17 protein-coding genes are annotated in these 17,828 nt (G+C 52.2%); 6 read left to right on the top strand and 11 right to left on the bottom strand.

Annotated elements, in window-relative coordinates:
• Window positions 1-108: 108 nt before the first annotated feature.
• Window positions 109-717, bottom strand: a complete 609-nt coding sequence (locus LPB67_RS09755) for a methylamine utilization protein (RefSeq protein WP_262836965.1) — start codon at window positions 715-717, stop codon at window positions 109-111.
• Window positions 718-1,076: 359 nt separating this feature from the next.
• Here LPB67_RS09755 and LPB67_RS09750 point away from each other — a divergent pair, with 359 nt between their 5' ends.
• The gene (locus LPB67_RS09750) at window positions 1,077-2,126 is read left to right on the top strand and encodes a GGDEF domain-containing protein (protein WP_262836964.1); all 1,050 of its coding nucleotides are present in this window, start codon (window positions 1,077-1,079) and stop codon (window positions 2,124-2,126) included.
• A 36-nt stretch (window positions 2,127-2,162) separates the two neighbouring features.
• Here the strand turns inward: LPB67_RS09750 and yedA are convergent, their stop codons facing one another.
• On the bottom strand, window positions 2,163-3,038 hold the full coding sequence (gene yedA, locus LPB67_RS09745) for a drug/metabolite exporter YedA (RefSeq protein ID WP_262836963.1): 876 nt from the start codon (window positions 3,036-3,038) through the stop codon (window positions 2,163-2,165).
• A 127-nt stretch (window positions 3,039-3,165) separates the two neighbouring features.
• On the opposite strand from yedA, the gene LPB67_RS09740 reads away from it, so the two are divergent.
• Both LPB67_RS09740 and LPB67_RS09735 read left to right on the top strand, forming a co-directional pair.
• Window positions 3,166-3,621 carry an Lrp/AsnC family transcriptional regulator gene (locus LPB67_RS09740; protein WP_262836962.1) on the top strand — a complete coding sequence of 152 codons (456 nt, stop codon included), beginning with the start codon at window positions 3,166-3,168 and terminating at the stop codon, window positions 3,619-3,621.
• 36 nt (window positions 3,622-3,657) lie between these two features.
• A complete protein-coding gene (locus LPB67_RS09735; RefSeq protein ID WP_262836960.1) occupies window positions 3,658-4,593 on the top strand; it encodes a LysR substrate-binding domain-containing protein in 936 nt (311 codons plus the stop codon).
• A gap of 337 nt (window positions 4,594-4,930) precedes the next feature.
• Here the strand turns inward: LPB67_RS09735 and LPB67_RS09730 are convergent, their stop codons facing one another.
• The 5 genes from LPB67_RS09730 to LPB67_RS09710 form a co-directional block, all read right to left on the bottom strand.
• Window positions 4,931-6,073 carry an ABC transporter ATP-binding protein gene (locus tag LPB67_RS09730; protein ID WP_262836959.1) on the bottom strand — a complete coding sequence of 381 codons (1,143 nt, stop codon included), beginning with the start codon at window positions 6,071-6,073 and terminating at the stop codon, window positions 4,931-4,933.
• A 116-nt stretch (window positions 6,074-6,189) separates the two neighbouring features.
• On the bottom strand, window positions 6,190-7,065 hold the full coding sequence (locus LPB67_RS09725; protein WP_262836958.1) for a carbohydrate ABC transporter permease: 876 nt from the start codon (window positions 7,063-7,065) through the stop codon (window positions 6,190-6,192).
• Entirely contained in the window at window positions 7,055-8,002 is a 948-nt protein-coding gene (locus tag LPB67_RS09720; RefSeq protein ID WP_316685173.1) for a sugar ABC transporter permease, read from the bottom strand. Before LPB67_RS09720 ends, LPB67_RS09725 begins: the two co-directional genes overlap by 11 nt.
• Before the next feature lie 149 nt (window positions 8,003-8,151).
• Window positions 8,152-9,402: an ABC transporter substrate-binding protein gene (locus tag LPB67_RS09715; protein ID WP_262836957.1), complete on the bottom strand. Its 1,251-nt coding sequence runs from the start codon at window positions 9,400-9,402 to the stop codon at window positions 8,152-8,154.
• 142 nt (window positions 9,403-9,544) lie between these two features.
• A complete protein-coding gene (locus LPB67_RS09710; protein ID WP_262836955.1) occupies window positions 9,545-10,813 on the bottom strand; it encodes a maltoporin in 1,269 nt (422 codons plus the stop codon).
• A gap of 627 nt (window positions 10,814-11,440) precedes the next feature.
• On the opposite strand from LPB67_RS09710, the gene LPB67_RS09705 reads away from it, so the two are divergent.
• From LPB67_RS09705 to LPB67_RS09695, 3 genes are read left to right on the top strand one after another with little or no spacing between them, the layout of a single operon-like run.
• Entirely contained in the window at window positions 11,441-12,667 is a 1,227-nt protein-coding gene (locus tag LPB67_RS09705) for an ABC transporter substrate-binding protein (RefSeq protein WP_262836953.1), read from the top strand.
• Window positions 12,668-12,677: 10 nt separating this feature from the next.
• Window positions 12,678-13,391 carry a response regulator gene (locus LPB67_RS09700; protein ID WP_262836951.1) on the top strand — a complete coding sequence of 238 codons (714 nt, stop codon included), beginning with the start codon at window positions 12,678-12,680 and terminating at the stop codon, window positions 13,389-13,391.
• Window positions 13,384-14,904 carry an ATP-binding protein gene (locus LPB67_RS09695; RefSeq protein ID WP_262836950.1) on the top strand — a complete coding sequence of 507 codons (1,521 nt, stop codon included), beginning with the start codon at window positions 13,384-13,386 and terminating at the stop codon, window positions 14,902-14,904. The genes LPB67_RS09700 and LPB67_RS09695 overlap by 8 nt, the downstream gene beginning before the upstream one ends.
• Here the strand turns inward: LPB67_RS09695 and LPB67_RS09690 are convergent.
• Genes LPB67_RS09690 through LPB67_RS09675 form a run of 4 tightly spaced genes read right to left on the bottom strand, consistent with a single transcriptional unit; the run spans window position 14,896 to window position 17,801 of the window.
• Window positions 14,896-15,807 carry an FAD:protein FMN transferase gene (locus LPB67_RS09690; RefSeq protein ID WP_262836948.1) on the bottom strand — a complete coding sequence of 304 codons (912 nt, stop codon included), beginning with the start codon at window positions 15,805-15,807 and terminating at the stop codon, window positions 14,896-14,898. The two genes, LPB67_RS09695 and LPB67_RS09690, sit on opposite strands and share 9 nt — an antisense overlap.
• Window positions 15,807-17,117, bottom strand: a complete 1,311-nt coding sequence (locus LPB67_RS09685) for a DUF3570 domain-containing protein (RefSeq protein WP_262836946.1) — start codon at window positions 17,115-17,117, stop codon at window positions 15,807-15,809. The genes LPB67_RS09690 and LPB67_RS09685 overlap by 1 nt, the downstream gene beginning before the upstream one ends.
• Window positions 17,062-17,301, bottom strand: coding sequence for a DUF4266 domain-containing protein (locus LPB67_RS09680; RefSeq protein ID WP_262836944.1), 240 nt, complete (start codon window positions 17,299-17,301; stop codon window positions 17,062-17,064). Before LPB67_RS09680 ends, LPB67_RS09685 begins: the two co-directional genes overlap by 56 nt.
• Window positions 17,298-17,801: a TlpA family protein disulfide reductase gene (locus LPB67_RS09675; RefSeq protein WP_262836943.1), complete on the bottom strand. Its 504-nt coding sequence runs from the start codon at window positions 17,799-17,801 to the stop codon at window positions 17,298-17,300. The genes LPB67_RS09680 and LPB67_RS09675 overlap by 4 nt, the downstream gene beginning before the upstream one ends.
• Window positions 17,802-17,828 lie beyond the last annotated feature (27 nt).

Below are 17,828 nucleotides of genomic sequence, written 5' to 3'. Positions count from 1 at the left end.
TTTCCTTACAGGTGCATTGGATGTATTCGTGGAGTTCGCCATTTGATGAGCGAATTTCCGGTTAGAAATAGCCTATTATTTTAATGCCTTGGATAGCAAGATGACGGGTCAATTTAATTTGAAACCTAATTTGACATTGAAAGTGCCGTTATCTTCTTTAATATTGACGATTTGTTCGCTCAACGCACCGCCACCCATTTGTTTGTAATGCCAGGTTTTTAGTGTGTATTTGCCATTCGGGATAGAAAGGATGCTCGCTTTGCCGTTCGCATCTGTTTTTGCAAAATAGGGTGTATCGACCACTTGAATATACGCCAACATCTGGTCGTGAATATTACATCCGACAACGATGGTACCCGACTTGTCGAACAAAATCGGCGCTTCAGGTTTGCCTGCATAGAGTTTCAGCTCAAACGATTTCGCCGGGGAGAATGAGTAGGCGTGATGTCTGACCGTATCGTTGTTGGGAAAATTGATCGCGGTTCCGGTTTGCACCACGGTGACCAGGGGCATGAATTTTTTATCTTTTTGCTGGATCTCGGCGCTGGCAGATTTGGTTTTTTCTGCATTGCCATTCTCAAAATACACTACCGCATCAGGAACCGCTTGTCCCGCACTATCCACCACTTGAACCAATTGACTTGCCTGCGCCGACAATATGAACGTCGAGAGGATTACAGTGACTATAAATTGCTGGAATTTTTTGTTATGAGGCATGGTGGCCCTCCTTGTGGGCGCCGAGCGGCATCGCTCTCTGGCAATCGAGAATAGGAATAAATGACGTTATCAGCGATCAACTTTACTAGTTTCTCTGCTTTCTTGCCGAGACTAAGGGCCTACTTGTTATAATGGTGTAAAAATTACCATAAAATAGTCTGTGTTTTCCTGTTTTTATATGGATAATGAGTAAAATCGTAAGATTTTTGAGCAAGTGCAGGCTTGCTGCAAAAATTGCCGCTCAAGGGTAAATGCACTGCAATTGTGGTAAATGTTTTCGCGCTTCTTGTGTCATGGCTGCAGCTAAGGTATTGTCGTTCGACTTTATTTGCTTTTTACGAACCTCTCTTAGATAGAGTATGGATTCCATCATTAAACACCTTGTGGAAATCACCGGTCACCGCGACCATGATCTCCTCAACATTTCCGTGATTTCTGCGCTGTGCGAGCTGACGAACGCAGAGTACGCGCGCGTGCTTGATATTGCGACGGTCGGTTTGCAGATCTTCGTGCAACCGCAAATTACGATTAAAGATGGCAAGGTAGTGGCGTTGGCAGAACATGCCGTTGCCAGCAAAGGTGGCGATGTGATCGGTCAATATCCGGCTTTGGAAGAAGGGGTTAAGCAGCATTTGAACTTGATCGAAGGCCGCTCCGACGAGGGGAAGCGCCTGATCTGGTTGCCTATATGGGTGAATGAGAAACTCAATACCTGTCTTGAAATCGCCAATCCGGCTTCGTATTCAGACAATACCATGCAGGTCATGGAGGGGATACTGATTGTCTATCGGAACTTCCAAAATCTGCTCGATTACAGCGAGCGCGATTCGCTCACGGGCTTATTGAACCGTAAAACCTTCGATGATAATTTCTCAAAAATTTTGCGCACCAGTTCTCAGCAATCCAGCGGGCTGGATCCTGAAGATGTGCAACAAGATCGGCGCGCCAATGAACCTGAAAAGCAAAACTGGTTAGCGGTGCTGGATATTGATCACTTCAAACGTGTGAATGATCAATTCGGTCATCTGTATGGCGACGAAGTATTGATTTTGATCGCGAATCTGTTGCGCTCTTCATTCCGGCCGACCGATCGCCTGTTCCGGTTTGGCGGGGAAGAGTTTGTGATTCTGTTACGTTCCACTTCGCAAGAAGATGCTCAGCATATTTTTGACCGTTTCCGCGAAAATGTAGAGCAATATAATTTCCCGCAGGTGGGTAGAGTGACGGTGAGTATTGGCTTCGCCCGGATCGATACATATGAACCGGCAGTGGCGATCATGGGCCGTGCCGATCAAGCTTTGTATTTTGCCAAGAGCAATGGCCGCAATCGCACCTGTTACTACGACACACTCGTTATCAGCGGCGACCTGCACGCAGAGCAGTCGAACGATACGGCTGAATTTTTCTAAAACCTGGCTCGCTGTCCGCTTATCCAGCTTATCAATTCATCGTTTTTGCTTATTACGTGCCGTTGTCAGCATAAACACGCTGGCTAAAATAATCGTCATCGCCAGCATTTCGCGCGCTGCGATTTGTTCGCCTCCGAGCATCACACCCAAAGCGACGGCAATTACCGGATTCACATACGCATAGCTGCCTGCCAGGGCTGGCGGTACTGCCGATAACAAATACATATACGCGGTAAATGCCAGCAAGGATCCTGCCACCACCAGGTAGGACCAGGCGAGCATCGCGTTGACCGTGATGGGTGTAATGAATTTTTCACCAGCAAAAAAACCGATCGCGGTTAAAAATACGCCGCCCAGCAACATCTCGCTGGCAAATCCCATCGCACCCGGTGCCATCTTCAATTTACGCTGCGACAGGACAGAACCAATATCCCAGCAAAGAATAGCGCCGAGCAAGCTGATGACGCCGATAGGACGCGCCGAAAATTCTCCGCCCAGCGAAAGCAGTACGGCACCGGCAAATCCTGCCACGATGCCTATCCACTCGCGCCGGTTCGGCCAGTCGCCAAACAGGCCGACGCAGAACGATAAAATCATCGGCGAACAAGCGATAAATACCGCGGTCAATCCCGAGGAAATGCTTTGTTGCGCGACCGCAGTCAACCCCATACCGCCACCCAACATCAGCACGCCGACCACACCGGCATCCCGCCATTCACGCCAGCTCGGATTGACGGCGCCACGCGATTTTTGCCATGCAAACAGCAAGCCGCCCGCCATCAGGAATCGCGTACCCATCAGTAAAAATGGCGGAAACGAGCTCAATGCGACATGAATGGCAAAATAAGTTGATCCCCACACGATATACACCGTGAGCAAAGCGATCAGAACAGGACGTGGCAGGCGCGACATGACAATCTTTCGATAAAACGAGCTTGAATATGAGCAGTTTAGGCGACTGAAACCAGTTTTTGAATGGATAAGCCAAGGTAAATCAGTTACATTACTTTGGAATTAATTGAAAAACAGGTGATTTTCCATGAAGTTGGATTTAGATCAGATGGATGCAAAAATTCTCGATATTTTGCAGGCCGATGCCAGGGTGACGCTGGCTGAAATCGGACGGCGCATCCACATGAGCCAGCCCGCAGTCGCGGAGCGGGTCAAGCGCATGGAGGCCGCGCACGTAATCACGGGCTATCATGCGCGCGTCAATCCCGAGGCGCTCGGATATGGCATCACGGCCTTTGTCCGTATTGCCAGCCGCTCCAGCGATATTCCGGTGACGAAGATTGCCGAGCAGGTTCCCGAGGTCATCGAGTGTCATGCGATTACCGGCGAAGACTGCGTGATTGTGAAAGTGGTCGCGCCATCCGTCAAAGAACTTGAGCGCGTGATCGTCAGCCTGGCGCGTTGCGGTGTGACATCGACTTCCCTGATCTTGTCCTCGTCCATAGAACGACGTGCCATCTCACCTGTTACAGCTATCGTGTAAGCCGGTATTAAGCCAGCAGCCAGTAAAATAAATTCTATGGAACTACGCCAACTCCGTTATTTCGTCGCCATCGTTGATCACGGCTCCTTGTCGCGTGCGGCGCGCGTGCTGCACATCGTGCAACCTGCATTGACCCAGCAATTACAGCAACTCGAAGAAGAATTGGGCACGATGTTGCTGCACCGTTCTGCGCAAGGCATGCAGGCGACCGATGCCGGCAAGCTGTTTTACGAACACGCGCAAGCGATCCTCAAGCAAGTCAGCGATGCCAAATCGGCAGTCGCACAATCCACGGATAAGCCCACCGGCACAGTCGTACTTGGGATACCGCAAAGCGTATCCGGAGCACTGGCTTTTCCTTTGCTCAAGGCCGTACGTGCTACCTATCCCGATATTGTGTTTCAGTTGACCGAAGAGCTGACCGGCAATCTGACGGAGCAGCTGCGTTCGGGGCGATTGAATTTAGCGATCCTGTTCGACGATGGTCAGTTGGGTAATTTCGCCGGCAAGCCGCTGGTTGAAGAAGAACTCATGTATATCACCCGCAGTGATTCCCAGTTTGCCTGCAAGCGCAAAACAATCACTTTAGAAAAGGCCTTGCAAGCGACCCTGATACTACCCAGCATTCAGCACGGCGTCAGGCCAAGGATAGAGCAAGTGGTGCGGCAACAAGGCAAGCAGATCGATCATGTCATCGACATTACGTCGATCGCTATTTTGAAGTCGGCTTTAATGGCGGATATGGGCGCGACGATTTTGCCGGTATCACCGCTGCTGGCAGAGATAGAACGCGGCGAGATGCGCGCCTCGTCTATCAGCGATGTACCGCTGTCGCGCACCGTGACCTTGTGCGCCTCAAAAAACATCCCCCTGACGAATGCGGCGATGGCGGTCGAGAATCTGGTGTTGACCGTCACCCGCGAGCTTTGTATCAGCGGCAAATGGCTGGGGACAACTAATTTAATGCCTTAGCCATGGTGATGTCGCTGTCATGACAGGTGTTCTTCATCAACACTGAATAGTGATGCAAGAACGCGCTGCATTCCCAAAGGGAACTTCTAAAGACCCCATGCTCGAGCGCATCGCGTCGTTACAAAGCCTCGCAATACCGACGTATTGCTGCGTTTGTACCTAGCGCTGCATCTTGATTAAAGGGTTTTTAGAAGTTCCCCAAAGCGAATCCGCAGACTGGATAAGCCTTCCGGCACGAAATGCCCCTGAAAGCCGCATCCAGGCTGCGGATTCAATTTTAGAAATTCCCTTTAGAAATCCCCATTATTTATCGCAATCCGAATCTCATGTTCTAGCTTCAAGCCAGTCGCTGCTCGCTCACTGCGTCAAAAAATACCGCTTTAGAAAGATCAAACGCCAGCCGCATGGCCTGTCCAGGCATCGCAGCGGCGCGTGGATGGGTGCGGCAGGTCGTACGCGCACCATTGAAACTCGAGAACACCAGGGTATCCGGGCCGGTCGGCTCGGTCAGTTCAATCACGCAATCGACTTCGGTAGGATGATAAGCGTCTGCCGTTTCTGAGCGGCGGGCGCTGGCGGCATCTGTGACATGCTCGGGACGTATGCCCAATATGATGTCCGTTTGCGTCTGGCCGGCGAGATTTTGTTTCAGGGATTGCGCTAATTTTTCCGGCAAGGGTAGCAGGGTCGTCTTGCCGGCATGTGTCAGCGTGAACGAGATACGCTCTGCATCGGTGACTAACTTTCCGCGTAAAAAATTCATCGATGGCGAACCGATAAATCCGGCGACGAACATATTCGATGGCTGATCATAAATCTCTTGCGGGCTGCCGAATTGCTGCACCACGCCGTCTTTCATGACGGCGATGCGATCACCCAGAGTCATCGCTTCCACCTGGTCATGTGTGACATACACGGTCGTGGTGCCGAGACGCTGGTGCATCAATTTGATTTCGGCGCGCATTTCTACCCGCAACTTGGCGTCCAGATTCGACAGCGGCTCATCAAACAAAAACAGGGAGGGATTACGCGCAATCGCCCGTCCCATCGCGACACGCTGGCGCTGGCCGCCCGATAAGTGGGCAGGCTTGCGATCTAACAGATGAGTCATCTGCAAGGTCTCGGCGACACGCTCAACGATGCGCTTCTGCTCATCCTTAGGGACTTTGCGGATGCCGAGTCCGAACGAAATATTTTCCCTGACGGTCATCGTCGGATACAAGGCATACGACTGGAATACCATCGCGATATCACGCGACTTCGGCGGCACATTATTTACGCAACGGTCACCGATACGGATTTCTCCTTCGGTCACGGTTTCTAAACCGGCAATCATATTCAGCAAGGTGGATTTTCCGCAACCGGAACCACCGACCAGGATCAGAAATTCCCCTTCTTTGATCTCCAGATTAATGCCTTTTAAAATCTCTGCACCGTTCGGATATACCTTGCGTATGTTGCGTATCGATAAACTTGCCATTGCTGCTGTCTCCTGAAACTTTATCTCGTCTATGACTTTATATGGTCTATATTGCTGACGAATTTACTTTGATGGTTATGCCAGATTCTTGTTTTGTATGGATCTCGACTTCCGCCTCATCCCTTCACCGCACCGGCGGTCAAGCCCCGCACAAAATATTTACCTGCGATCAGATACAACACTAATGTCGGCAGCGCGGCGATGATCGCAGCCGCCATATTCACGTTGTATTCCGTCACTCCTGTAGACGTATTCACCAGATTGTTTAAAGCGACCGTGACCGGTTGCGCATCGGACCCGCCAAACACCACGCCGAACAAAAAATCATTCCAGATCTGTGTGAATTGCCAGATAAAGCAGACCATGAAAATCGGCAAGGAAAGCGGCAGGATGATGCGCCAGTAAATCATGCTAAACCCCGCGCCATCAATGCGCGCCGCCTTGACCAGTTCATCGGGTACCGACACGTAGTAATTACGGAAAAACAAGGTCGTGAAGGCGATGCCATAAATGATATGCACCAGGATCAAGCCGTATGTCGTGTTCGCCAGATGCATCAAACCGAGCAAGCGCGCCATCGGCAATATCACGACCTGGAAAGGGATAAAGCAACCCACCATCAAAGCGGTAAACACGATCTCAGAACCGCGAAAACGCCAGTGCGCCAGCACATAGCCATTCACCGAACCGATGAAGGTTGAGATCAGAACCGCGGGAATCACCATCTTTACCGAGTTCCAGAAATACGGCGCCAGGCCTTCGCATTGCACGCCGGTACAGGCACCGCTCCAGGCCTTCGCCCATGCAACCGTATTCGGATGCAAAGGAATATCGAGCAGATTCCCGCTGCGAATTTCATCGAGCGATTTCAATGAGGTTGTGATCATTACATACAGCGGCGCCAGATAGTACAGGGCACAAAAAACCAGCAGCAGATAAATGGCGATGCGACCCAGGCGCACCCCTGACGATGTCGATGACTCAGCGTGCATGTCGCGCCTCTTTTGCTTCGAGATAAATCAATGGCACCAGCACGGCTAATACGGTTGCCAGCATCATCATTGCGGATGCCGCGCCCAGGCCGAGTTGTCCACGGGTGAAGGAAAACTGATACATGAAAATGGCAGGCACATCGGACGAGGTGCCGGGACCGCCTGCGGTCAGCGCCATGACCAAGTCAAAGCTCTTGATCGCGATATGCGACAAGACCAATAGCACGCTGAAGAACACGGGACGCAAGGACGGAATCACAATCCGGCGATAGATGGTTGGCAGGCTGGCTCCGTCGACCATGGCGGCTTTGATAATGCTGTCGTCGATGCCGCGTAAACCTGCAAGAAACAAGGCCATGACAAAGCCCGATGATTGCCAGACGCCGGCAATCACAACGGTATAAATCGCCATATCCGGATCGACCAGCCAGTCGAGCGTAAAGTTGGGGAAGCCCCAGTCCCGCACCATTTTTTCCAGGCCAAGACCGGGATTGAGTATCCATTTCCAGGCCGCCCCGGTGACGATGAAGGACAGTGCCATCGGATACAGGTAGATCGCCCGCAAAGCGCCTTCGGCACGGATGCGCTGATCGAGAAAAACCGCCAGCAGCAAGCCGACTACCAGGCATATCAGGATGAACAGTCCGCCGAAGATACCGAGATTGCTGGCGGATACCCACCAGCGATCGATATCGAACAAGGCGACGTATTGCGAAAAGCCGGACAAAGTGTAGTTCGGCATCAGGCGGGATTCGGTCAGCGACAGATATGCGGTGAGGCCGATAAAACCATACACAAAAATCAGGGAAGCGATGACGGTCGGCGATAACACGAGCCGGGGTAACCATACATCGGCAAAGCCGGCAAAACCATACGGCGTTTTGCGCGAGACGCTGGCGGGTGAAACACCCGGTGACGCGGGGGAAGACGTTGACATCAAAAATCTCCGGATCGATCAGATGGACAAACATCGCCTGACCGATTTTATACACATTTAAGTTGAACGTCAGCACGCCGACGTTCAACTTTGCACATTACTCTGCTGGATAATTTGGCGTAATTACCTCAGGTAATTACTTTACACAGTTACTTCGCCTTGGCGGCTTTAGCCAGGGCTTGAACCGCAGCCTGAGACGTCATGCTGGAGTTCATGAACTTGGCAATCACGTCCTGGATCGCACCTGCCTTGGCAGAATCGATCGCCATGCCGTGGGCAAAACTGGGCACCAGGCCGCCGCTCTTGCTGGTGGCTTCCATGTCGTCCATGGACTTAATGGCACAGCTATCGAACTTGGCGCGCGAGACGCCGGCTCGCGCCGGGATCGAGCCTTTATTCAGGTTGAATACTTCCTGAAACTCTGGGCTCATCACGGCACTCGCTAAAGTGAGCTGGGATTTTTGCTGCTCATCCTTGACCTTGAACATGGTCAGGGAATCGATATTGAAGGTAAAGGCTTTGTCGGTTCCCGGTGCCGATAGGCATAAGAAATCTTTGCCCGCGACCTTGCCAGCCGCAGTAAATTCGCCTTTGGCCCAATCGCCCATGAACTGCATGCCTGCTTTGCCGTTGATGACCATTGCCGTTGCCAGATTCCAGTCACGGCCTGCGGCATCTTTATCGATGTAGGTTTTGATCTTCGCCAAGGTATCAAACGTCTTGATCATGGTCGGACCTGTCAAACTTGCCGGATCCAGCTGGACAATCGCCTTTTTGTAAAAATCGGCGCCGCCTACACCCAGCGCAACGGATTCAAATACCGTCGCATCTTGCCAGGGTTGACCACCATGGGCGATCGCGATCATGCCGGCTTTTTTGATCTTGTCTGCAGCGTCAAAAAACTCCTCCCAATTGCCCGGCGTTTTAGCACCGGCTTTTTTCAGGACATCCGGATTGACCCATAACCAGTTGACGCGATGCACATTGACCGGTGCCGCGACATAATGCCCCTGGTATTTCATGATGTTGGAAACCACCTTGGGCAGGTTGGCATCCCATTTTCCCTCAAGCGCTGCGGCATCGATATTCGCCAATACGCCTTCTTTGCCCCATTCCTGTATCGATGGACCTTTGATCTGTGCCGCAGTCGGCGCGCTGCCGGCGATGACGCGGGCTTTTAACGCGGTCATCGCGTTCTCACCGCCGCCGCCTGCGACTGCGAAGTCTTTCCAGGCAACACCTTTGGCTTCCATCATTTTTTTCAGTTCCGCGACCGATTTTGCCTCACCGCCGGAAGTCCAGTAATGCAGCACTTCGACTTCGGCTGCCTGAACCTGTGTACCGACTGCCATCAGTGCAGTCATTGCCATTGTTGCCTGGACGATTTGTTTCAATTTCATGATGGTCTTCTCCATTACTTGCGAATCTGGTGATGTGTCCGCAATTAGATTGATTTGAGTTTGAGAGCAGGACGCGTATAAACTGCGCTTCCTGTTCTTCTATCTTGTTATTTTCTGCTATTCGACTTGCTATGTTCTTGAATCAGAACCAGGTTTCAAGGTGTATGCCTACCGATGTGCCGCTGGTGTTGTTGCCATAGACCGGGCCTGAATTATTGCTGGCATTAACCGCTGCGGTTGCTGCATTATTCCATTTGCCGTAGGTGACGAAGGCACGTAATTCAGGGCGCGACCAGTAACCTTGTCCAACGGTGATGGTCGGTGCAATCGTCAGCTTGGTCAGGCGCAGCGCATCGCCGCCATTGGCTTGCGTCACTCGGCTGGTACCGAGTTCAGCCTGGATTTTCAGATTTTTGGTCAAGGCATACACCGGCCGTGCTCCCAATGTAGTCCATGTAGACGAACCTTGCGCATTTGATTTGTCGCGTTGCATCAGGGCGATAAATTCCATGCTGAATTGCTCCGTTGGCTGGATCACCAGATCATCGAAAATGCGCAGGCGGGTGACATCGGAACCGAGCGTGGTGCTGCCCGAGCTGCCAATGCGATCGCAGCATGGCCCGCCGACGCCGGTACCCGGACCTACGCCATACTGGAAGCCCAGCGTATTGCTGCCGCCCATGAACTTGTCTTGTTTGTGGAAGATAGAAAATTGCCAGCCGTTATGCTTATTCTCACCCTGCGCACTGATCAGTGAGATGGCGGCATCTAAAGTGCCGCCTGCATTGACCGGCAAGCCTTCGTAGATGAAATTCTGGCGTAGCGCGGCATTGGTGCTGGTCACCTTACCCGTGACCGGATCGATGACATTGGTGTCATTGTCTTTGAACAGGGCATAGCTGAATTTGCCCGGGCCTGCGCCTATCTTGTCGAAACCGCCGCCGGTGCCGTTCAGGTTGATGTATTGCAGATCCAGCATATGGATATCGGGACGGAAGTAGTAACGCTTACCGATCCAGGCGACGCCGCCGTTCAGGAAATCGAGATTTTTGGCTTCCACATAGGCCTTGGCGATTTCCGGTTTCGCGTTACCGAAGTCAGAGCCGTTTTTATAGGCATCCAGCCATACGGTGCCGACAAAGCTGACGCCGTTATCGGCTTTGGCGAGTTCTTTGGTGTAACCGCCCTCAAAATAACTGTCGCACTCATTGCCGAGGCGATAGTTCATGGTATTGCCACCCAGTCCGAAACAGCTTTGCGGGCCATGGGTAGAGCTTGATCCTACACCGGCGCGGAAGTAACCATGGAATTCGCCTTCAGCTTCGCTGGCGTGCGCCAGGCCTGCTGCAAAAGTCAGGGAAAGTGCGAGAGGTAATGCTTTGAGGGCAGCACGAAATACGGTCTTGCTCATAATGTCTCCTTTGTTATTAATTGTTCGCTCGCTAGCAAGCTGACGCTGCTTTTGAGCATGCTGTCATTTCCGGTGTATCCCGGTTATTTATTCATTTGTTGCAGATGGTTGCCTGAATTTTCTGACCATCGTTTGCGCAAAACTCGTGCTGGAACTGCTCACGGCATTACTGCATTGTGTTGCGGCCAGCAGACATTAACATCGCAGAATATGTGTCGCCACCTGCCTGTGGTGCGACCTGTTATCTGATGTTAAGTGATTGATTTTTATGGAGAAGTGGAAAGTTGGGATGACGCGGCTTGTTACATAACTTTACGTTGGAGCTTTTGGGTTTTGCTTTTATGCTGTCAACTCTGCGGGGCGCTCTCATAGGGGAATTGCACCTATTTCCGGCAATTTTTAAGGCTGCAATAAATTGCAATGTAAGCTCACACTTCATTACAAATATCGATGCTTATTTACCTTCGCAACAACATTCACTTGGGCTATAGTCTGTACCGAGACAAAGAAGACCCGGAAAGATTCCGGAAGGACCCTCAGGTGCAAACAACAAATATAAGATTGTTGCCCTACACAAAATACCTATCCCCTCACTCCCCGCGATGGAGACATGCGCTGCGTGTGGTGATGGGGCTCATTTTGCTGATGGTGGCGAGCTCATCGACATGGGCGGATTCGTTACAGGTATTGCATTGGTGGAAATCCACCAGTGAGCATAAGGCCGTCGATTTTTTGGCAGGCAAATTAACGCAAGAAAATATCTTATGGCGCGATGCCGTGATCCCCAGCGGATCCGGTATCGGTGCCGGCATCGTGCTGAAAAGCCGGGTCTTGTCCGGCAATGCGCCGGAAGTCGCACAACTCAATGGCGTGCTGATCGGTGAGTGGGCGGAACTGGGCTTGTTGCTAGAATTTGATGCGGTGGGCAGCGTCGGTAAGTGGGACAAAATTCTGTTTCCCAGCGTCTGGTCCCTGACCCAATCCAAAGGGCATGTGGTCGCCGCGCCGCTTGGCATTCACCGCATCAATACCTTATTCGTCAATCGCAAGCTATTCAAAAAATACGACTTAGCCTTACCCGAAAGCTGGGACGACTTTGAACTCGCCGCCAAAAAATTACAACAGGCCGGCATCATTCCGCTGGCCCAAAGTAGCGAGCCGTGGCAGTTAGCGACTTTGTTTGAAACCCTGGTGTTATCGGAAGCGGGCGCCGGTTTTTATAACGATATTTTTGTAAAAAAAGAACAGTCGGCATTTTTTGATGCCCGCTTCGGTCAGGCCTTGAAGCGTTTCCGCTCGCTCAAGAAATGGATGCCGACGCCGCTTCAAGATCGCTCCTGGGATGAACTGGCACGCCAGTTTGCCGATGGCGGCGCGGCGATGATGGTGATGGGGGATTGGGTCAAGGCCGAGTTGAATGCCTGGGGGTTGGCAACCGATGTCGGCTTTGCCTGCATGGCGGTGCCGCAAACAGAAAATTATCATCTCTACGATATCGATACCCTGGTCATGCTGGCAGGAGACGGCTCGCACAGAGCCGCGCAGGAAAGGCTCGCGCAGCTGGTTCTATCGCCTGCGGTGCAGGTTGAGTACAACCAGATCAAAGGCTCGGTCCCGGTGTTGCGCAATCCCGATATGAGCAAAATGGATAGCTGTGCCCGGACTTCCTGGAAATTGTTTGCCCGCGGAGGTAGTACCCAGGTGCCTAGTCTGGCCCATCGCATGGCAACCGACGAAACGTCTAAAGATGCGATCATCGCTGAGATTTATCGTTTTTTTATGGATGACCAGGTCACGGTAAACGACACGCAACGCCGCCTCGGTGCGATCGCCCGTTCACTGAAAAAAATTTAGGCGACCAACAATGACGCGCAAGATACTCGTGGTCGATGACGACCAAAAAACCAGGACCCTGTTGAAGGCGTATCTGGAAAAGAACCAATATGAAGTCAAGCTCGCGCATAACGGCGAATCGTTTTTGACCGAATTTCAACGTTATGCCGATGAGTTATCGCTGGTGATTCTCGACGTCATGCTGCCTGATACCGATGGGTTTGCCTTGTGCAAAGTGGTGCGTAACCGCTCGAATGTGCCCATCATCATGCTGACCGCCAGCTCTGACGAAACCGACCGCATCGTCGGTCTGGAACTGGGCGCCGACGATTACATCGCCAAGCCGTATAGCCCGCGCGAATTGCTCGCCAGGATCAAGGCGATTCTACGCCGCACCGCTAATGAAAATCCTGCGGCTCCGCGCTATTACCGCTTCGTCGGATTTACCCTCGATACGGTGGAGCGTACCGTCAGTGATAGTCAGGGTGAAGTGATCGCATTGACGGGCCTGGATTTTCAGTTACTGAAATATTTTGTCGAGCATCCGGGCGACATCCTGGATCGCAATGTCTTATGCGAAGAGACCCGCGGTCGCGATGCCGGGCCGCTGGATCGCTCGCTCGATGTACAGATCAGCCGCCTGCGCTTGCGTCTGCACGACGATGGCAAGCAGCCGGCCTTGATCAAAACGGTGCGCGGTGCGGGTTATGTATTTTCCGCCGATGTCGTCAGCGCCCATGTCTAGCCTGTCTTTTTCGCAAGCTTTGCTGCAAAGAATCCTGCCGCAATCCTTGCTCGGACGTTTGACGGTCGTGATGGTGGCAGGCGTGATGCTGACCCAGGTGGTCGGCAATGCGTTCTGGACCTCGCAGGTACGCAAAGAATCCGAAGCGGAAACCAAGGCATCCTCGCAGCATGTGGCGCGCAGTGCGGCATCGACCATGCGCTATTTCTTTGGCCTGCCATCGAATTACCGCCCGCTGACCATACAATTGTTTCGTGAAATGGGCGGCACGCGTTTTTTCGTCAATATCAATCAGCAGCCGGTCAAGCTGCGCGAGATGACGGACAACCGGCTGACTACGCTTGCGGTGCAACAGATACAGACTTCACTTAAAGAAGAGTTGCCGAAATTATCCAAGTTGCGCGTAGGCTTCGCCTGGCCGGCGGATCTGGTGGTCTCCGACGATGGCTCCTTGATCAGCGAAGTGCCTGAAAAATGGGTGCAGCATATTCTGATCACAGAGCCGAATCCTGCGCCGATACTGGTGTTGCAAACCGAAATGGACGATGGTCGCTGGCTTTACATGGCAACCTTGATGCCGAATCCGTATTTTTTTAAAAGCGGCGATCCATTCTCCTCGGATCGGGTGCTGTTGCAGGCAATGTCGCTCGCCGCCGTATTGGTGCTGTCGATTCTGGTGGTGCGCTGGACGACCCGGCCGCTGGCGGCCTTATCGGATGCCGCCCAAGCCTTCGGCAAAGGCGAACACGCGCCGCCGTTGCCGGAGACCGGGAGCCGGGAATTCGTCAAAACCGCTCGGGCTTTCGGCGAAATGCGTGAGCGCATACAAAAATATATCGATGACAGGGAACGACTGTTCGTCTCGATTTCACATGATTTGCGCACGCCCATCGTGCGGCTCAAATTGCGCACTGAATTGCTGGACGACGATGCGGTGCGGGCCGAATTTCATGATGACCTGGATGAACTGGACATGATGGTCAAGGGCGCGCTGCAATGCGTGAAGGACAGCGATATCTATGAAAATCCTACCGAGATACGCCTGGACGCTTTGCTGGGACGCATGGTGAAAGGGGCGCATCTGGCCGGACATGAAATTTCTTTTAAGGAATCGGGTTTGACGGTATTTGCCAAACCGCTGGCCTTGAAACGGGCGGTCGGTAATTTGCTGGATAACGCGATCCATTATGGCAAGCAAGTCGAGATCAGCGTATCCGAGCAAGCCGAGCGGATCGCGATCGAAATCCGCGACCACGGTCCCGGCGTGCCGGAGGACGCGTTTGCCAGCCTGTTTGAGCCTTATGTCAGGCTCGAATACGGTCGCCATCAAAACGCCGCTGGCATGGGGCTGGGATTGGGAATTACGCGCAGTATCGTGCAGGCGCATGAAGGTGAGCTACATTTAAAAAATCATCCCGAAGGCGGATTGATCGCCAGCATCTTGCTACCGAAACGCCAGGATCCCTTAACGTCACATACGATACAACCAGACGCAGCTGGGGGATTAAGCTGAAACAACCGGATCCTGGAGATTCTTGCTCCGGATATTGCCTTGGTGATCTACCGCCAAATATCCCATGCCGGAATTTTCCAGGAAAGCTACACCATCTTCTTGTTTGAGCATCGCAATCGTTGCACAACTGCCTGCCACTATCGCCAATGGGCCGAGCACGCTGATGGAGCGCCAATGCGTAACGGGCATGCCGTCACGGGGATCGAGGATATGGCAATATCTTTGTCCGTTGACTTCGAAGAAGCGTTCATAGTCGCCGCTGGTGGCTAAGGCCCCGCGACTTACCGGGATGTGGGCAATCATACGCCCGGCGTGACGCGGATGCTGAATGCCAATTGACCATGCTTGCCCATCCGGCTGCGGCCCGATAAACCGCATATCACCGCCTAAATTGACATAACCATGCTCAATCCCAGCTTCCGCGAGTATCGCGGCAGCACGATCGGCAGCGTACTCTTTGCCAAAACCACCGAAGTCGATTTCCATTCCCGACCGGGGCAGATGGATATATGGCACATCGCGCTTCACCTGAGACCAGCCTACCAGCGACAATAAAGACTGCAATGTCTCATCGGCTGGGATAAGCGGCTGACGAAAATCCCAGGCCTGCCGTAATACGCCGGAGGTAATGTCAAACAGGCCGTCACTGCTCAGGTACAGGGCATGGGCATAATCGAGCAAGGCGAAGGTCTCCTGGTCGCACTCGATCCAGTCCTTGCTGGCGGCAGCGTTAATGCGAGCAACGATGCTATCCGGTCGATAGCGCGAATAGCTAATTTCGATACGCCTGACTTCGTTGATTGCCGACGACGCCAGTGTTTCGGCAATCTTTTTATCCGGCGCGGCTAATCGTATTTCACATTGGCTGGCCATCGCAATAAATGGAAACTGGAATACGGACACTACCACTTTCGTGTAATCCCCACTTGTACGCTGCGGGCACGCAATGGATCCAGTGCCAGCCCCCGTTTATCGAAGAACTGCCAATTGCTGCGCTGCTCATAGGTTTCTAGCTTGATATCGGCAGTCCAATCTGGTGTTATCTGTTTTATCAATTTTATACCCAGCGTTACTGCACCGAATCCTGATAGTCGCTGGTCTGCAGAAAGATACTGATTGCCGCCAAAGATATACCCCGGCGGAAACGGTGCGCCGTAGTCTTTGTCATAGACCGGATCAAAATAAAAGCTGGCAGCGTTTTGTGTATATAACCTGAATGAAGGGACGATAGTCCATCCATGCCCAAGCCGATCAAGGTATTCGCCCGTGAACGTATGCGCTTTGATGTGATAGGTATCCGTGTAGTAGCGATAACTGAGTCTGCTGGTTCCTTCAGTGCCTGAAAAATGATGATTCCACCTGACGAGTGCCGTGCTTTGATTGCGTGTGCGCGGCCGGTTGTCGAGGGTTTTATAGGGATCAGAAAAATAACCATCCCCCCTGGCATACGTCAGCGTGAATTGCCCTATATCCTGAGTCGATAGTATTTGCGTCAAGCCGAGCAAGAGATTCACCGTAGTTTTCTTTTCGTCCACGACAATTTGATTGACTGGATTAATCTTATCCTTGCTAACGCCGAAGCCTAAAGACCAGGTAGTATTTTTGTCTTCACCGGAGAAATCCCCCAGCATAGAAACCGCGCGCGACACATAATCGTGCTCGGTCGAATACGCGACGCCCATCGCAAGAGAGCCGCGGGGAAAATATTTAGTCACGGTTACATCTCCGGCATTGCGCTGGTCATTCATTTTCGATGCGCCTGAAATCGCCGTATGATAGCGGGGGGACGCGCCAGATACCGCATCTGAAGTCAAGGTACCCTCCAGGCTCCATTCACCGGCAATCGGCGCCAATACCGAAACGGATGGGGCATCGACCGAGATCCGCGTTAAGCCTGGCTGACTGTCCTGATATTTCAAATACTTTAAACTGATCAGGGCATGCTCCGGCATCGGCTCTGCACTGGCAATCCTGATCCCGGGCAGAATCAAGGCAGCAGACAGCAATGCCGTGCTTAATGTAGATTGAGTGAGTTGAACAGGTTCTGTCTTGCTTGCTAATTGCGCTGGCAATCCAGTTGGCAAATGAGCTGGAAAATGAGGAGGTAATCGAGGTGGCATAAGTGGTCTATTTGTCGGAAGAAGGATTTTTAACGCATCAATTGCAACCGCAGCCACCGCCACCCACGCTGGCACCACCTGAAGCAGCTTCACGGCTGGTATAGATATGTTCGGAAATCCGGTTATCCAGTTTGTCGCCGGTCAAGCTCATTTCCTGACGCGCCAATGTCCCTTTTTCCCATGCTTGCACCGGTCGAATTAAAGTACAGGCGCTGCTCAGGCAAATCAGAAAAAAACAGGGGAGCAGGCGTAATACTTGCGTAGTAAATAGTCTCATTTTTTTGCATCCAAAAAAGTATGGATCTGGTTTTCCAGATGAACCCGGTCGGTTTCCTTAAATCCAATATGCTCAAATAAAATCTTCCCCTCCGGATCAATTAAAAAACTGCTAGGCATGCCTTTTACTCCGTAGCTACGCGGCGTCGCCCCAACCGGGTCAAACGCAATGATAAAGCGGGCTGGCGTCACCGTTAAAAATTGACGGGCGTCTTCGGCGTTGACGTCGAGATTGATACCAATGACCTGCAGGCCCTGCGCGCCATATTTCGCTTGCATTTCATTCATCCAGGGGAATGACTGACGGCAGGGGCCACACCAGGATGCCCAAAAATCGAGATAAATCAGCTTCCCCTGATACCGGGCCAGTTTCACAGAACCGTCCAGACCATGCAACTCAAATCCGGGTGCCGCATGATTCTTTTCCAAGGCGCTGACCTGAGGCGAAAAAAAACAAACCGAAAGCAGGCCCCAGGACAGATAGCGAATGGCTTTTTCCATGCAAAATCGATGTGTCATATTAAGATC

Origin of the sequence: Undibacterium sp. Jales W-56 (assembly GCF_025548535.1) — a bacterium.
Classification (GTDB): Bacteria; Pseudomonadota; Gammaproteobacteria; order Burkholderiales; family Burkholderiaceae_D; genus Undibacterium.
This window is presented reverse-complemented; position numbering and strand designations above follow the sequence as displayed.

Bases quoted from the DNA above. Each gene is read 5' to 3' on its own strand.
- LPB67_RS09705 (WP_262836953.1), top strand. From the start codon at position 11,441: ATGGGGCTCATTTTGCTGATGGTGGCGAGCTCATCGACATGGGCGGAT.
- LPB67_RS09710 (WP_262836955.1), bottom strand. From the start codon at position 10,813: ATGAGCAAGACCGTATTTCGTGCTGCCCTCAAAGCATTACCTCTCGCA.
- LPB67_RS09735 (WP_262836960.1), top strand. From the start codon at position 3,658: ATGGAACTACGCCAACTCCGTTATTTCGTCGCCATCGTTGATCACGGC.
- LPB67_RS09675 (WP_262836943.1), bottom strand. From the start codon at position 17,801: ATGGAAAAAGCCATTCGCTATCTGTCCTGGGGCCTGCTTTCGGTTTGT.
- LPB67_RS09755 (WP_262836965.1), bottom strand. From the start codon at position 717: ATGCCTCATAACAAAAAATTCCAGCAATTTATAGTCACTGTAATCCTC.
- LPB67_RS09680 (WP_262836944.1), bottom strand. From the start codon at position 17,301: ATGAGACTATTTACTACGCAAGTATTACGCCTGCTCCCCTGTTTTTTT.
- LPB67_RS09720 (WP_316685173.1), bottom strand. From the start codon at position 8,002: ATGTCAACGTCTTCCCCCGCGTCACCGGGTGTTTCACCCGCCAGCGTC.
- LPB67_RS09715 (WP_262836957.1), bottom strand. From the start codon at position 9,402: ATGAAATTGAAACAAATCGTCCAGGCAACAATGGCAATGACTGCACTG.
- LPB67_RS09750 (WP_262836964.1), top strand. From the start codon at position 1,077: ATGGATTCCATCATTAAACACCTTGTGGAAATCACCGGTCACCGCGAC.
- LPB67_RS09725 (WP_262836958.1), bottom strand. From the start codon at position 7,065: ATGCACGCTGAGTCATCGACATCGTCAGGGGTGCGCCTGGGTCGCATC.
- LPB67_RS09700 (WP_262836951.1), top strand. From the start codon at position 12,678: ATGACGCGCAAGATACTCGTGGTCGATGACGACCAAAAAACCAGGACC.
- LPB67_RS09695 (WP_262836950.1), top strand. From the start codon at position 13,384: ATGTCTAGCCTGTCTTTTTCGCAAGCTTTGCTGCAAAGAATCCTGCCG.
- yedA (WP_262836963.1), bottom strand. From the start codon at position 3,038: ATGTCGCGCCTGCCACGTCCTGTTCTGATCGCTTTGCTCACGGTGTAT.
- LPB67_RS09730 (WP_262836959.1), bottom strand. From the start codon at position 6,073: ATGGCAAGTTTATCGATACGCAACATACGCAAGGTATATCCGAACGGT.
- LPB67_RS09740 (WP_262836962.1), top strand. From the start codon at position 3,166: ATGAAGTTGGATTTAGATCAGATGGATGCAAAAATTCTCGATATTTTG.